The sequence below is a fragment of the Paraoerskovia sediminicola genome (assembly GCF_030296575.1).
Lineage (GTDB): Bacteria > Actinomycetota > Actinomycetes > Actinomycetales > Cellulomonadaceae > Paraoerskovia > Paraoerskovia sediminicola.
Map to the genome: position 1 here is coordinate 3,072,866 of NZ_AP027729.1, position 13,342 is coordinate 3,086,207.

At 71.0% G+C, this 13,342-nt stretch carries 18 protein-coding genes and 1 pseudogene; 6 read left to right on the top strand and 13 right to left on the bottom strand.

Going from position 1 to position 13,342, the window contains the following annotated elements; all coding sequences use genetic code 11:
- The first annotated feature begins 60 nt into the window (after positions 1-60).
- Together lnt and QUE47_RS14175 are read left to right on the top strand one after the other, a co-directional pair.
- Complete coding sequence (gene lnt, locus QUE47_RS14170; RefSeq protein WP_350227579.1) at positions 61-1,605, top strand: apolipoprotein N-acyltransferase; 1,545 nt, start codon at positions 61-63, stop codon at positions 1,603-1,605.
- A gap of 7 nt (positions 1,606-1,612) precedes the next feature.
- On the top strand, positions 1,613-2,122 hold the full coding sequence (locus QUE47_RS14175) for a GNAT family N-acetyltransferase (RefSeq protein ID WP_286217809.1): 510 nt from the start codon (positions 1,613-1,615) through the stop codon (positions 2,120-2,122).
- A 92-nt stretch (positions 2,123-2,214) separates the two neighbouring features.
- Here QUE47_RS14175 and QUE47_RS14180 read toward each other — a convergent pair.
- The 5 genes and pseudogenes from QUE47_RS14180 to QUE47_RS14200 form a co-directional block, all read right to left on the bottom strand.
- Positions 2,215-2,558, bottom strand: a pseudogene (locus QUE47_RS14180) (RNA polymerase-binding protein RbpA).
- A gap of 248 nt (positions 2,559-2,806) precedes the next feature.
- A complete protein-coding gene (locus QUE47_RS14185) occupies positions 2,807-3,505 on the bottom strand; it encodes a 4a-hydroxytetrahydrobiopterin dehydratase (protein WP_286217810.1) in 699 nt (232 codons plus the stop codon).
- Positions 3,506-3,555: 50 nt separating this feature from the next.
- Positions 3,556-4,125: a dihydrofolate reductase family protein gene (locus QUE47_RS14190; RefSeq protein ID WP_286217811.1), complete on the bottom strand. Its 570-nt coding sequence runs from the start codon at positions 4,123-4,125 to the stop codon at positions 3,556-3,558.
- 335 nt (positions 4,126-4,460) lie between these two features.
- Positions 4,461-4,910, bottom strand: coding sequence for a hypothetical protein (locus QUE47_RS14195; protein WP_286217812.1), 450 nt, complete (start codon positions 4,908-4,910; stop codon positions 4,461-4,463).
- 1,146 nt (positions 4,911-6,056) lie between these two features.
- Positions 6,057-6,257 carry a hypothetical protein gene (locus tag QUE47_RS14200; RefSeq protein WP_286217813.1) on the bottom strand — a complete coding sequence of 67 codons (201 nt, stop codon included), beginning with the start codon at positions 6,255-6,257 and terminating at the stop codon, positions 6,057-6,059.
- A gap of 62 nt (positions 6,258-6,319) precedes the next feature.
- Between QUE47_RS14200 and QUE47_RS14205 the strand changes: the two genes are divergently transcribed.
- Positions 6,320-6,784 carry a tyrosine-type recombinase/integrase gene (locus tag QUE47_RS14205; protein ID WP_286217814.1) on the top strand — a complete coding sequence of 155 codons (465 nt, stop codon included), beginning with the start codon at positions 6,320-6,322 and terminating at the stop codon, positions 6,782-6,784.
- Here the strand turns inward: QUE47_RS14205 and QUE47_RS14210 are convergent.
- Positions 6,753-7,232 carry a DUF6328 family protein gene (locus QUE47_RS14210; RefSeq protein WP_286217815.1) on the bottom strand — a complete coding sequence of 160 codons (480 nt, stop codon included), beginning with the start codon at positions 7,230-7,232 and terminating at the stop codon, positions 6,753-6,755. The two genes, QUE47_RS14205 and QUE47_RS14210, sit on opposite strands and share 32 nt — an antisense overlap.
- A gap of 217 nt (positions 7,233-7,449) precedes the next feature.
- Between QUE47_RS14210 and QUE47_RS14215 the strand changes: the two genes are divergently transcribed.
- The 3 genes from QUE47_RS14215 to QUE47_RS14220 all read left to right on the top strand — a co-directional run bounded on the left by QUE47_RS14215 (position 7,450) and on the right by QUE47_RS14220 (position 9,174).
- Positions 7,450-7,719, top strand: a complete 270-nt coding sequence (locus tag QUE47_RS14215) for a DUF7218 family protein (RefSeq protein WP_286217816.1) — start codon at positions 7,450-7,452, stop codon at positions 7,717-7,719.
- A gap of 181 nt (positions 7,720-7,900) precedes the next feature.
- Positions 7,901-8,389 carry a phospholipase D-like domain-containing protein gene (locus QUE47_RS16980; RefSeq protein ID WP_350227581.1) on the top strand — a complete coding sequence of 163 codons (489 nt, stop codon included), beginning with the start codon at positions 7,901-7,903 and terminating at the stop codon, positions 8,387-8,389.
- Positions 8,389-9,174: a phospholipase D-like domain-containing protein gene (locus QUE47_RS14220; RefSeq protein ID WP_350227583.1), complete on the top strand. Its 786-nt coding sequence runs from the start codon at positions 8,389-8,391 to the stop codon at positions 9,172-9,174. Before QUE47_RS16980 ends, QUE47_RS14220 begins: the two co-directional genes overlap by 1 nt.
- An 11-nt stretch (positions 9,175-9,185) precedes the next feature.
- Here QUE47_RS14220 and QUE47_RS14225 read toward each other — a convergent pair whose 3' ends face one another.
- The 7 genes from QUE47_RS14225 to QUE47_RS14255 all read right to left on the bottom strand — a co-directional run bounded on the left by QUE47_RS14225 (position 9,186) and on the right by QUE47_RS14255 (position 13,342).
- A complete protein-coding gene (locus QUE47_RS14225) occupies positions 9,186-9,332 on the bottom strand; it encodes a hypothetical protein (RefSeq protein ID WP_286217817.1) in 147 nt (48 codons plus the stop codon).
- Between the two features lie 21 nt (positions 9,333-9,353).
- Positions 9,354-9,950: a MerR family transcriptional regulator gene (locus tag QUE47_RS14230; RefSeq protein ID WP_286217818.1), complete on the bottom strand. Its 597-nt coding sequence runs from the start codon at positions 9,948-9,950 to the stop codon at positions 9,354-9,356.
- A 143-nt stretch (positions 9,951-10,093) separates the two neighbouring features.
- Positions 10,094-10,576, bottom strand: a complete 483-nt coding sequence (locus tag QUE47_RS14235) for a bifunctional nuclease family protein (RefSeq protein WP_286217819.1) — start codon at positions 10,574-10,576, stop codon at positions 10,094-10,096.
- Between the two features lie 58 nt (positions 10,577-10,634).
- On the bottom strand, positions 10,635-11,384 hold the full coding sequence (ftsR, locus tag QUE47_RS14240; RefSeq protein ID WP_286217820.1) for a transcriptional regulator FtsR: 750 nt from the start codon (positions 11,382-11,384) through the stop codon (positions 10,635-10,637).
- Positions 11,381-11,866, bottom strand: coding sequence for an FHA domain-containing protein (locus QUE47_RS14245; protein ID WP_286217821.1), 486 nt, complete (start codon positions 11,864-11,866; stop codon positions 11,381-11,383). Before QUE47_RS14245 ends, ftsR begins: the two co-directional genes overlap by 4 nt.
- A gap of 115 nt (positions 11,867-11,981) precedes the next feature.
- Positions 11,982-13,115, bottom strand: coding sequence for a DUF881 domain-containing protein (locus tag QUE47_RS14250; RefSeq protein ID WP_286217822.1), 1,134 nt, complete (start codon positions 13,113-13,115; stop codon positions 11,982-11,984).
- A complete protein-coding gene (locus QUE47_RS14255; protein WP_286217823.1) occupies positions 13,112-13,342 on the bottom strand; it encodes a hypothetical protein in 231 nt (76 codons plus the stop codon). Before QUE47_RS14255 ends, QUE47_RS14250 begins: the two co-directional genes overlap by 4 nt.

Genomic DNA, 13,342 nt, shown 5'->3' on the forward strand with positions numbered 1-13,342 from the left:
GGCCCGGTCCAGCGCCCGGGTGGTTCGAGCGCGGCGCGGAGCGTGCCGTAGCCTGCTCGGGTGCTGACACCCCCGGGCCGCGCGACCAGCCTCGCTCTCGCGATCGCGGGAGGTGCTGCGACGGCGCTCGCCTTCCCGGACGTGGGTTGGTGGCCGACGGCGTTCCTCGGCATCGCCCTGCTGGTCCTCGCCCTCGGCCGTGACAGTGCCCGATGGAACGCGCTCGTCGCCGCGGTCTACGGCCTCACGTTCTTCCTCCCGCACATCTGGTGGGCGCACGAGGCCACCGCCGTCGTCCCGTGGCTCGCGCTCGGCACCCTCCAGGCGTCGTACCTCGCGACGCTCGGTGCGGGAGTCACCTGGGCTCGGCGGGCGCCCTGGCTCCGAGATCGACGGTGGGCCCAGGTCGTCGTCTTCGCCGTGCTGTGGGTCGCCGTAGAGCAGTGGCGCTCGATCTGGCCGTTCGGCGGGTTCCCCTGGGGCAAGCTCGCCTTCTCGCAGGCCGACTCGCCGCTCGTCGGCGCCGCGTGGCTCGGTGGCGCGCCGCTCGTGTCGTTCCTCGTCGCGGTCGTCGGCGGGATCCTCGCGGTCGTCACGCTCGCCGTCCTGGCGCGCTCCACCCGCGTCGCGCCGCTGCTGGTCGGTCTCGGCGTCGCCGGCGCCCTCGTCGTCGCGCCCCTGCTCGTACCCCTCGACACGGAGGCACAGTCCGGCACGCTCGAGGTCGGCGCCGTCCAGGGGAACGTCGGCGACCCCGGCCTCGGAGCGTTCGCGAACCGCGGCGAGGTGCTCCAGAACCACGTCGACGGGACCTACGCGCTGCTCGACGAGGTCGACCCGGGTGACCTCGACGTCGTGCTGTGGCCGGAGAACGGGTCGGACCTCGACCCGCAGACCGCCCTCGACGTGGCCGACGACATCGACGCCGCCGCGCAGTCCGTCGACGCGCCGATCCTCGTCGGGGCCCAGGAGTTCCCCGCCGACGGCGGCCGGTACAACGTCGCGCTGCTGTGGGAGCCAGGGGTGGGCGTCGTCGACCGCTACGCCAAGCAGCATCCGGCGGCGTTCGGGGAGTACATCCCGATGCGCGGGTTCGTCCGACTGTTCACCGACCAGGTGGACCGGGTCACGAACGACATGATCGCCGGGACGGAGGTCGGCATCATCGACCTCGACGTGCCACGGCTTGACCGGACCGTGCCGCTCGCGACGCTCATCTGCTTCGAGGTCGCCTACGACGGCCTGATCCAGGACGCCGTGCGCGCCGGGGAGAGGTGCTCGTCATCCCCACCAACAACGCGTCCTTCGGGTTCACTGCGGAGTCGACGCAACAGCTCGCGATGTCGCGCCTGCGCGCCGTCGAGACCGGCCGGGCGACCGTGCAGATCTCCACCGTCGGGGTCAGCGGGATCATCGCACCGGACGGCACGCTGCTCCAGGCGACCGAGCTGTTCACGCCCGACCAGCTCGTCGCGCAGCTCCCGCTGCGCACCAGCCTCACGCCGGCGGTCGTCGCCGGCCGCTGGGTCGAGCGCGCACTCTGGGCCGCGGCGATCGTCCTCGTCGCGATCGGCGTGGTCACAGGCCGCCGGCGCCGGACGCTGACGCCTCGGTGATCCGCACCGGCGACCCGGCCCGCGACGCCGCGGCGTGCGTCGGGGTCTGGATCGCCGCGATCGAGGCTCGGGACGGACATCGAGCCCCAGGAGCGGTGGCGGACCGAGCGCGCAGCGCGTTCGGGCACGGGGCCGTGCGTCTCGGTGTCTCAGGAGCGCCGATCGCCGGCTTCGCCCTGACCCTCGGCCAGGGCGCGGCGGTGCTCCCGGGCCCGGGGACGGCGTCCGACACCGGGGAGAGGCCACCGGTGACCAGGCGCACCGCGCTGCTCAACTACCTCGCCGTGCACCCGTCCGCCGCCGGCCGCGGTCTGGGCCGGGCCCTGCTGGACGACGCGGTCGAGTTCGCGCGGCAGGACGGCTACGACGAGATCCGGCTGGAGGTCCGCCCGACGAACGCGGGCGCCGTCCGGCTCTACGAGGCGGCGGGATTCGCGCGGTCACCGGGGGAGAGGCCCCACCCGCTCGACGGCGGACCGATCGTCGAGTACCGGCGCACGCTCTGACGCGACACGGAGCGTCGACCACGACCTCCCGACGACGCGAGAAGGGCCCGCACCGTCGACCGGTGCGGGCCCTTCTCGTCTGTTCGTCGTGCTCAGGCGCTGCGACGCAGCTTGCCCGCGCGGAGCAGCTCGAGACGCTCGTCGAGGAGCTCTTCGAGCTCCTTCACCGTGCGGCGCTCGAGGAGCATGTCCCAGTGCGTGCGCGGCGGCTTGCCGGCCTTCGGCTCGGGACGCTCGGCGTCGCGGAGCAGGGCCTCCTCGCCGCAGCGGCACTCCCAGACCGGGGGGACCTCGGCCTCGGTGGAGAACGGGAGGATGATCGTGTGCCCGTTGGGGCAGTCGTAGTGCGCCTGGAAGCGGGGGCGAAGTCGACGCCCTCGTCCGTCTCCATCGACTTGGAACCGATGCTCATCCCACGCAACGAACGGTCTGGCATGTGATCCTCCAAGGGGTAGCGGACGTGTCGTCTACCGGAATGCAACCACCACGGACAAACCACTGTTCCATGGAGTCGTGAAGGTCCGGTGAACGTGTCGCTCACCACCGGACGGCGCACCATCGCGCGCATACAGCGTTCCAGGTGGCGATCGGCGCCGCAAATCGGCTGGTGGCACGCGCGCAGGTTGCGGGGCGGGTGAGGGCCCGTGGCCGGCGCGGTGGACGGACGGGGCCTGCAGCCCGGTCCTACGGCACCGCGGACACGTCGACGCAGACGACGCCCGTGTTGCCGTCCTGATCAGCGACGACGGTCAGTCCGGGCGCGTCGCTGTCGTCGACCACGGTCCCGCCGGCCGCCACGGCGGCGGCGATCCGCGCCTCGGCGACCTCGGGCGCGACGTACACCTCGACGTGGAACCGCTGGCGCGCCGCCGCGTCCTCGTCGAGGTCGCCGAACCACAGGTTCGGTACGCGCCCGGTGGCGTCCCGGATCTCGTCGCTGGGGGAGCCGTGTCCCTGCGACTCGGCCTGCCCCGTCAGCAGGGCGGCCCACACCGGCGCGACGGTCGCCGAGCGCGCGTCGAGCCCGAGCTCGATGACACTGACCGACCCCGGCTGTGCGACGAGCCCGTGAGCCGCCGCGATCTCGGTGATCCGGCGCGCGAGGTCGACGTCCTGCTGGGTGACCCACTCGACCACGTGCTCCGTGCCGTCGTCCTCGCGGTACACGGCGTCGTCGCTGCTGAGCTTGAGGTCGACGTAGGTGCGACCCATCGACACCCGCGGGTGGTGCCCGAGCTCGTCTCCCGCGTCTGCCACGGCGGCGACGAACCGTGCGCCGGCGTTGAAGCCCTCGACCCCATAGCGCGCATGGAGGCCCTGGGCCAGCTTGCGCCACTCGGTCAGTCCGGCCGCTGCGATCTGATCGCCCTTCAGCATGTCCATCCTCGGGACGCTAGCGCTCCTGCGGTCCGCTCGCTCCGGATCGCTGGTCCTCACCGCTCGGGGCGGTCCGCGTACCGGGACACGACGACGTCGCCCGGGAAGGTGCGGGTCTCCACCAGGGTCAGGTCCACCCAGCGGTCGAGGGAGGTGAAGAACGGAGTACCACCACCCACCAGAACGGGCGCGGTCGCGAGCACGTACTCGTCGATCAGGCCGGCACGCATGGCCGTCGCGGCGAGGGTCGCCCCGCCGATGTCCATGTGACCCTCGCCCTCGGCCTTGAGCCGAGCGATCTCGGCGACGGCGTCACCGACGACCAGGCGCGCGTCCCCGTCGAGCGCGCTCAGTGTGGAGGAGAACACCACCTTCGGCATCGCCCGCCAGCGACGGGCGTACTCGGCGTGCTGTGGAGTGACGCCCGGCTGCTGGTCGGCCGTCGGCCAGTGCGAGCTCATCGCCTCCCACAGGCGACGCCCGTACAGGGCCAGATCTGTCGCGGCCACACGGTCCGACCACCACTGGAACAGCTCGTCGCTCGGGACGCTCCAGCCGAGGTCGTCGCCGGGACCGCACACGTAGCCGTCCAGGCTCACGTTCATCGCGAAGTTCAGCGTCCGCACGAGATCAGTCTCGCGCGGGCAGGCGACTGCCGCACTGCAGCAGGCCGCGTGTCGACACCGAGATCGACGACAACATTGAGCAGCGTGACACGAAGGACCTTGGCGTCAAGGTCGAGTACCCGCACGGGGCAATCCCGCTCACGGGTCGGAAACCTGGAGTGGCCGCGCAGGTGGCCGAGGCCGTCGCCAGCAGCTCATGTACGCACGGCCGGACCTGACGAAGCGGATGCACGTCGGGCTCGACGCCCACGAGATACAGCTGGTCTCGCTCGAGGGGGTCGCGCAGTCGCTCCGAGCATGACGTAGGGCTCCAGACGGGGCCCTACTGCGTTTGGCTAGGAGCTGCGTCGTTCGGGACGGAGAGCGAAAGCGAACATGGCCGCGGCGAAGACCGGAGCAATGTAGTAGCGACTCGCGTACTGTCCCGCCACAAGCACCCTGAACGGCTCACCTTCCGGCTGTCCGGGAAATGGAAAGATGAGCACAACCAGAACTGTGACGACGAAGACCGAGATCGCTGCGGCCAGTGCGAACGCCCGGCCTAGGCGCACGCCAAGCCACACCATGAGGCCAGTGACGAAGGTGAGGCCGAGGGTCAAGAGCAACGCTGGAGACCCTTGGCGAAAGGCATCGCCCTCAAAAGCTTGGGGAGACGCCATCCACAGGAGAATCGACGTCGTGAGGTACCAGACCAGGCCGGCAAGGATTCCGAGAGAAATCGCCGCAGGCTGGTGGAGTCGGGAACTCTCACCCAGTTGCAAGGTCGACCTCTGATCGGCGGTCATGATTCAGAACCTCGCCAAGTCCGTGGAATGTGACGCTCGCAACGTATAGGTCCGAGCCGTCGCTCGCCACAAGTTACGCCGATAATGTACATTATGTCATTTCACCCTCATCGCACGGCCCTGCGCTGCCCGCGGCGGGTCCCCTTCTGGCGCTGTGCGGTCGACACTCACGCCCGGCAGCGCGCGGACGACACGCTCCGCGTCGTCGCCGTGTCGCAAGGACCGCGGACGCCCCGGCGGGTTTGTCGCCGGCCGACGTCATGTACGACGTCCCGACGATCCTGCAGCCGACAGCTCGACGTCGCGCTCGGCCGTCCACGATCCTGTGACCGCTGAGCCGTCTCGTCGATCGCCGTTGCCTTCGTGCGTCGACCCGTTCGGCCGCGTCGCGCGTCCGCGCGCCGACGCGATGCTGCAGCCCGCGTTCGCCCCGCCCGCGGCGTAGCTCCTTCGAAGCGCCGGTCCGTCTCTACCGGTCCGTCTCTACTGGCCCGCCCCCGCCGACCCCTGGCCGCCCAAGACGCTTGCGACCCAGTCAAACCTGCAACCGCACATTCGTCGGTTCGTGTGTTGCTGAGATCGCCGATGCGCGTGAGAATCGGATACGGACATTTACCCCAAACCATTCTGTTTGGGTCAACAGCATGGTTCGGCGTTCTGTCGCTGGCCACCGCTACCGTGTTCGCACACCTGTACGACCAAGGAAACACTGCCCTTCCCGTAATCCTCCCCGACCCAGAGGCGACCACGACGATGGCACGACCACCGCAGCTGCACCGCATCAGCGTCCACGACGCCGTCGCGGGGTACGTGCGTCTGGTCGAGCGGGAGACCGCTCGGGGCATCCTCTCCCCCACGACCTGCTCCGCCTACGTCCGGGACGTTCGAGAGCTCGAACGCCTCGTGGGCCCCGACGTGGCGCTCGACGACCTCGAGGGCGAGGACCTCGACGACGTCCTCGCCCGCTATCAGGCGACACCCGACCAGCGCCGCAGCAGGAGGCCGTCCGCTGCCGGCCGATCGACAGCGACCGTCAACCGGTTCCGGCAGTCCCTCACCCGCTTCTTCGCCCACGCGGTGCGCCAGGGGTGGGTCCAGGCCGACCCGTTCCGGTGGGCCGCTCCCCCGGCGCGGGTGCGCGGGGGCCTACGGATCGCCCGTACCGCGCTGTCCGCCACCGCCGCACAGTCCTTGCTCACGACAGCAGGGACGCGGCCGCCGCCGCGCGACGACCACGACCTGCGCGTCCGCGACCGGCTCGTGGTGGCGCTGCTCCTCGTGCTCGGACCGAGAGTGGGCGAGCTCGTCGGAGCCGACCTCGACGACCTCGTCCGAGAACCTGGCCACGTGCGATGGCGTGTCCGGGGCAAAGGCGGCTCCACGCGGACCCTCGGGCTCTCTCCCCGCTCGTGGACGCGCTCGACGAATACCTCGCCGGACTGCGCGGCGACCTGCTCGCACGCGGACCGGGCGACGACGACGCGCGCCGCGCGCTCCTGCTCTCGTGGCGCGGGCGCCGCCTCGACGCGCAGGGCGTGCGGGCCGTCGTCCGACGCGGTGTGGCAGCGATGCCGGGCGACTACCGGCGGGAGGCGACACCCCACGCGCTGCGGCACACCAGTGCGACGCTCCTGGTCGCTTCGGGCTGGGACGTCAAGGTCGTGGCCGAGCTCCTGGGGCACCGGTCCATCGCCACGACCGGGGTCTACCTCGACCGGATCGACGGCGAGCTCGACGCGGCGATCCGCGCCCACCCGCTCGAGCCAGGCCCCCGGTCCACCAGCACGTCGACCGGCGTCGGCGCAGCGAGCAGCACGTCCAGGAGCACCGAGCCACAGGAGGTCACGGACCGACCCGTGACGCCCCCTGGGTGAGACGCAGCGGGACGACGAGCCACAGCACCGTGATCATCGCCAGCGTGGCACCGCCGGCCCACCAACCCGCGGCGCGTCCGACCACGACGTCGAACATGAACATCACGCACCCGGAGATGACCAGCGAGAGGACGGCGAGCCCCGCCCGGGCCAGCCGGTCCGCGACGGTGACCAGCTCAACCTTGCGGTGCCGCCGGAACAGGATGCGGTGCAGGCTCACGGGAGCGACCACCAGACCTGTCGCCAGCGCGGCGAGGAGCACCAGCACCAGGTAGACGGTGCGCTGGTGGTCGTCGAGATCGGAGAACCGCGCCGAGAACGGGATGGTCAGCAAGAACCCGGTGAGGATCTGGATCCCGGTCTGCGTGACGCGCAGCTCCTGCAGCAGCTCGTTCCAGTTGCGGTCCATCCGCTGCTCGCGGGACTCGTCCCGACCGTCCGTACCCACTGACTCTCCCTTGCCCTGACCCACCGTCTCTCCCTCGCCCGACCTGACCGTCCACTGTCGCCGCGCGTCTGCGCGTCCCGATCGTGCGCCACGCACGCCGGATCCGCACCCGCTCGCACTGTCCCGTTGCGAGGACGACCCGGCGGGGTCATCGTCCGAGGTGGCGAACGACTCGAGGCGCGACACGGACGTGCCGCGCGACCCGGAGGTGGGGACCATGCCTGGACGTCGGCCCGGACCGAGCGTGAAGGACCCCGAGCTGTACGAGAAGCTGCGGGACGAGGGATCCTCGAAGGAGAAGGCGGCACGGATCGCCAACGCCTCAGCCGCGACGTCGCGCACCGAGGTCGGCGCGCGGGGCGGGTCGAGCCCCGCGTACGAGGAGTGGACGGTCGCGGACCTGCGCGCACGGGCCGCGGAGCTCGACGTTGAGGGTCGCTCGTCGATGCGCAAGGCCGAGCTGATCGAGGCGCTCAGGTCACGGTGACCGGGCGGACCGTCGGTCCGTGACCGGCCCGTCCGCCGGTCGGTCACCAGGCCGATTCTCAGGCCCGTCCTCAGGCCCGTCCGCAGTGCCCTCGCGAGGTGCGGCACCGACAGCCTCGCGATCCGCAGCGCCTCGCGGTCCGCGCGGCGCCGACGGCGCCGGGACCAGTAGTCTTCGTCGCGTGAATCTCTTCCGCAGCGCGCAGCCTGAGCCCACCCGATTCCTGAAGACGCCGTTCGGCAGGTTCCTGACCCGTTCGGCGGTCGTCGCGGCCGCGACACCGTTCGTGGTGGCGGGCGGCATCATGATCAGCGACTCGATCCAGCGACGGCGGCGACCGCTCACCGGGAAGTTCCCCATCACTCCCCCGGCCGAGAGCGTCGTCGGCGAGAGCACCGTCACGGTGTACGCCTACGGCGAGGACCTCTACGCCGACATGCTCGCCGCGATCCGCGGGGCGAAGCACACCGTGATGCTCGAGACGTACATCTGGAAGGACGACAAGGTCGGCCGCGAGTTCAAGGCGGCGATCGAGGACGCAGCGGCGCGCGGCGTCGACGTCTTCGTCGTCTACGACGGCTTCGCCAACCTCGTCGTCCCGCGGGAGGCGCTCACGTTCTCCGAGTCGATCCAGGTGATCCGGTTCCCGGTCTTCCGCGCCGGGGGCTGATGCTCAACGTCCGCAAGTCCGGGCGCGACCACCGCAAGATCCTGGTGGTGGACGACGAGGTCGGCTTCGTGGGTGGCTACAACATCGGCGCGGCGTACGCGAACACGTGGCGCGACACGCACGCGAGGGTCACGGGCCCCGGTGTCTGGGAGCTCCGGAACGCGTTCGTCGACTTCTGGAACGTGTACCGCAAGCACCCGCAGCCGGCGCTGCCGGACCCGGGCTCGAGCGTGTGGGACCCGGCGATCCGCGCCGCACGGAACGAGCCGGTGCGGCTCGTGTTCCCGATCCGCGGTCTCTACCTGGACGCGATCGACCGGGCGACGAAGTCGATCTCGATCACCCAGGCCTACTTCATCCCCGACCAGGAGATCCTCGCCGCGCTGCTCATGGCGGCGGCGCGCGGTGTGGACGTCCGGGTGATCGTCCCGGAGCACTCGAACCACGTGGTCGCGGACTGGCTGTCGCGCGGGCACTTCACGGCGCTCCTCGAGGGCGGCGTCCGGATCTTCCTCTTCCGCGACGCGATGGTGCACTCGAAGACCGCCACCGTGGACGGTCGCTGGACCACGATCGGCACCGCGAACATCGACCGGCTCTCGCTCACCGGCAACTACGAGGTGAACCTCGAGGTGGTCGACGCCGGGCTGGCCGAGCAGATGCAGAAGGTCTTCGCTGCCGACCTCACGAACTGCCGCGAGCTGACGCTCGTCGAGTGGGAGAAGCGCACGATCGTCGCCAAGCTCTCCGAGACGACTCTGATCCCGCTGCGCCCGCTCCTGTAGTCGACGGTAGGTCAGTCCCCCGCGTCCGCGATCTCTTCCTCGGGGCGCGGCGGGACCGTCTCGTCCTCCTCGAGGAGGTGGACCTCGGCGTACTCGGGGTGCTGGGCGAGGGTGTCGTCGGGAGAGGTCCCGTCAGGGTCTGCCGGTGTTCGTGCCATGTCGACCTCCACTCGGTGGTTTCAGACGGCGCGGGGTCGCGTCCGACGGCGCGCCGCCAGCTCGTCCCCGGGAACCTCGACGGCCGCGGAGTCGTCCTCCGCGTCGAGACTCTCGGTCGGCAGCTCGGCGAGGGTCCCCTCGACCTCGCGCCAGACCCGACCGACCGCGATACCGAAGACTCCCTGCCCGCCCTGGACGAGGTCGATGACCTCGTCGGCCGAGGTGCACTCGTAGACGCTGGCGCCGTCGCTCATGATGGTGATCTGCGCGAGGTCGTCGACACCGCGCTCGCGCAGTGCCGTGACCGCGGTGCGGATCTGCTGGAGCGAGACCCCCGTGTCGAGCAGGCGCTTGACGACCTTGAGCACCAGGACGTCGCGGAAGCCGTAGAGCCGGTGCGTGCCGGAGCCGGCAGCGCCGCGCACGGAGGGCTCGACCAGCCCGGTCCGCGCCCAGTAGTCGAGCTGGCGGTAGGTGATCCCCGCGGCCCGGCACGCGGTGGGTCCGCGGTAGCCGGTGCTCGCGTCGTGACCGCTGACCTCGTCGCCGAACAGCAGACCCTGGGCACCCGGATCCGTCGACGAACGGCCGACGCTCGAGTTCCCGATCGTGCTCACGGTGCCTCCCAGGGCTCTGTCCTACGGGCGACGACGTCGCGGTGGCGACCGTCGTACATCCTTCAACCTCTGCCTCAACCTTAGAACCTACCGGTGCCGATCGACCGTGGGACGCGCCGACGCGTGCTCCCGGACATCCTCCGTCATGCGAAGTCCTCGGGGCCGGCGCCGTCGAGGAACAGCTTGAACGCTTCGATGTCGCGGCGCTGCGCGGCCGAGACGACCTCGACACCGGACGTCGCGACGACCTCCGCGGAGCAGAGCACGGTGCAGCCGCTGCGTACCGCGACAGCGATCGCGTCCGAGGCGCGCGAGTCGACCCTGCGGCCGTTGCCGAGGACGATCTCCGCGAAGTAGATCCCGGAGTCCAGGGCGATGATCTCGACGTGGTCGATGCTCGAGCCCGATGCGGCCAGCAGGTCGCAGAGCAGGTCGTGCGTCATGGGGCGGGGTGGTGTGCGGCCGCTCTGGGCGGTCGCGATCGCGTTCGCCTCGCGGGGGCCGATCACGATCGGCACCACGAGCTCGGACGCGTCGTCGAGGAGCAGCACGACGAGATCGTGCTCCGTGGTGCCTCTCCGGACACCGAGCACGTCGACATGGACCATGGGGGCGTCGCCGCTCACCGACCCACGGTACGACGGTACGGGCGGCACCGTCAGGTGAAAGGACGTCACGACCGGGCTACGACGACGTCAGGTCGGCGACGCCCTCCCGGACCCAGGTGGTGTGGAGGCGGGTCAGGAGCTCGCCGACCTCCGTCGCCACCGACTCGGCGTGCGCGCGCGAGGAACCCGACTGCTGGCCGCGCCAGGGTGCCGAGACCTGGTGCACGAGCCCGACGTGGCGCTCGGCGGCGGTCCGCAGCGACCTCAGGTGACGTGCCTCGATCCCGTACTCGGCGAGCGACCCGGCGATCACGACCACGTCGGCCGACCAGGTCTCGAAGTACCCTGCGGGCGACGGCTTCAGGACGCCTGCCGCGACGAGCGACTCGACGAGCTCGGCCGACGCCCCGGTGGTCGAGATCAGCGAGTCCCGGGTGAACCGGGTGGCAGCTTCGCCGGACTCGTCGGTGGAGGCGAGCCGGGGCCCGGGGTGGGCGGTCGCGGTACCAGCGTCGAGGTCCGCGAGCCGGTCCTTGATGACTTTCAGCGGCAGGTAGCGGTCGCGCTGCTCGACGAGGACGAACCGGAGCCGTTCGACGTCCGACGCGCTGTACTGCCGGTACCCAGAGGTGCCGCGCACGGGTTCGATCAGTCCCTGCTCCTCGAGGAACCGGAGCTTCGAGTGGCTCACCCCGGGGAACTCGGGGCGCAGCGCACGCAGGACGTCGGAGATGCGCATCGAGGGGCGCCGCGAGATGCCTTGTGGCCAGGGCTCCCGTGCGTCGTCGGGCTCGACGGCCCGCGCGTGGTCCGCCGACGTGCTCACGCGGTCCCCGACGCTCCGCCGGCCGCGTCGACCCGGGCCTGGGGACTGCCGTGGAACGTGAGCCGGAACTTGCCGATCTGCACCTCGTCGCCCGAGGTCAGCACCGCGGCGTCGATACGGCTCCGGTTGAGGTATGTCCCGTTCAGCGAACCGATGTCGCGGACCACGAACCCGTCGCCCTCACGGACGAACTCCGCGTGCTTGCGCGAGACCGTGACGTCGTCGAGGAAGATGTCGGCGCGCTCGCTGCGGCCAGCGACGGTCCGTGGGGCGTCGAGGAGGAACCGTGACCCCGACCCGGGTCCACGCTGCATGATCAGCAGCGCCGAGTGCGCCGGCAGCGCCGAGATCGCGGCCAGCTCCGCCGACGACAGGTCGCCCGGCTGTACTGGCTCCTCGACGGGAGCGGGCTCGATCCTGCCGAAGCGGATGGTCGTGTCGTTGCCCGCGCGCTGCGGGTCGAACTCCTCCGGGCTGGTCATGTCGCCTCCTCGGCACTGACCGACGGGCTGACCGTCGGTGGTGTTCTGACGCCGCAAACTACTACACCTTATGTCCCCCGGCGGCGTGTGCGCACGCCTGGGGCCACGGTCGGCGTCAGGAGATCCCTGGCTCGGGCACGGGCGTCGCGAACTCAGGGTCCGAGAGCTCCCGGACGCTGTCGATCTCGAGCTCGTCGAGCTGTCGGATCGTCTCCTGAGCCCCCTTGTTGCGGACCGCTGCCATGGCTCCACCGACGATCTGCAGCGCCGTCTCGAGCGTGGCCGGGTCCCCGATCGCCTTCCATCGGTACGGCGAGTCGATCTGTGTGTCGTCGATCATGAGGGCGGCGCCGTCGCGGGTGAACGACGTGCTCGTGCCGACGCGGACCCCGTTGACCTCGACGACCTCGGCGCCCGCGTTCCGCAGCTCCTCGAGGATGTTGAACATCGTCGCGGCCGGGATGGGCTCGCCAGACTCGATGATCGTCAGATCGATGCCCGGGCCCTGGGCGGGGAGCCGGCCCGCGAGGATCCCCTCCGTGACGGCCTGCTCCCGAGCGAGCTCGAGCGCAGCCTGCTCGCCTGCCGCGCCCGACCGGAGCTCGTCGCGCGTGGTCTCGAGATCCCGGACCTGCTCCTCCAGAGCCTCCGAGCGGGTCGTGACGTCGTCGAGCAGCGGTACGAGCTCGGACTGGCGGAGGTTCGACAGGTCGTCGCTCTGGTTCGCGCCCACCTGGACGACGAGGGCGAACCCGACGGCCGCGCACAGCACGCCCGCGAGGATCTGCGCTCGCGACCGGTGCGGTCGCAGCGCTCGCCAGAGACCTGTCCAGCCGCCGGGGTTGTCGGCCGACGACGCGGGTTCAGCAGGTGCGGAGGTCGCGCCGGACGGCGTCGTCTCGGCCAGCTTGGTCGGTTCGGTCGGTTCGGCCGTCTCCGCCGGCTCGGCCGACGCCCGACGTCCTGGTGACGCGGCGGGTTCTCCCGGCGATGCAGGAGCTGCCGACGTCTCGGGTCCTGCGGGTGCGGTGGACGGTGAGACCTCGGTCGAGGTCGTGTCCTCGTCCGACGTCTCGCCTGCGGCAACAGTCTCGTCCGTCGACTCGATCTCGTCCTGTGCGTCGGGCGCAGCGGGTTCGGTCTGCGGTCCGCCCGGCTCGGCGTCGGTCTCGACGGCGTCGACCCCGGACTCCGGTCCAGCAGGCACGGCGACTGGGCCGTCGGTCGTGGACGCGTCGTCCGCGGTCACCGGTACGTCGGGTTCGGCGGCACCGTTGTCCGCGGTGCGCGGGTGATCGTCGGCGGGCAAGGCGTCCCCCGCCGCGCCCCCTCGGTGCTCTTCTCGGCGCCCTGTTCGGTGTGTGGCTCCGTGCCGGTCTGGTCGACCGTCTCGGCGACCTGCTCGCCGACGTCCTCGGCGGGTGCGGCGGGGTCGGGGTGCGTGGCCGGGTCGTCGTTCCGGTGGTGCTCGTCCAT

Bases quoted from the DNA above. Each gene is read 5' to 3' on its own strand.
- QUE47_RS14185 (WP_286217810.1), bottom strand. From the start codon at position 3,505: ATGGACATGCTGAAGGGCGATCAGATCGCAGCGGCCGGACTGACCGAG.
- QUE47_RS14195 (WP_286217812.1), bottom strand. From the start codon at position 4,910: ATGACCGCCGATCAGAGGTCGACCTTGCAACTGGGTGAGAGTTCCCGA.
- QUE47_RS14215 (WP_286217816.1), top strand. From the start codon at position 7,450: ATGCCTGGACGTCGGCCCGGACCGAGCGTGAAGGACCCCGAGCTGTAC.
- QUE47_RS14220 (WP_350227583.1), top strand. From the start codon at position 8,389: ATGCTCAACGTCCGCAAGTCCGGGCGCGACCACCGCAAGATCCTGGTG.
- QUE47_RS14225 (WP_286217817.1), bottom strand. From the start codon at position 9,332: ATGGCACGAACACCGGCAGACCCTGACGGGACCTCTCCCGACGACACC.
- QUE47_RS14245 (WP_286217821.1), bottom strand. From the start codon at position 11,866: ATGACCAGCCCGGAGGAGTTCGACCCGCAGCGCGCGGGCAACGACACG.
- QUE47_RS14255 (WP_286217823.1), bottom strand. From the start codon at position 13,342: ATGGACGAGCACCACCGGAACGACGACCCGGCCACGCACCCCGACCCC.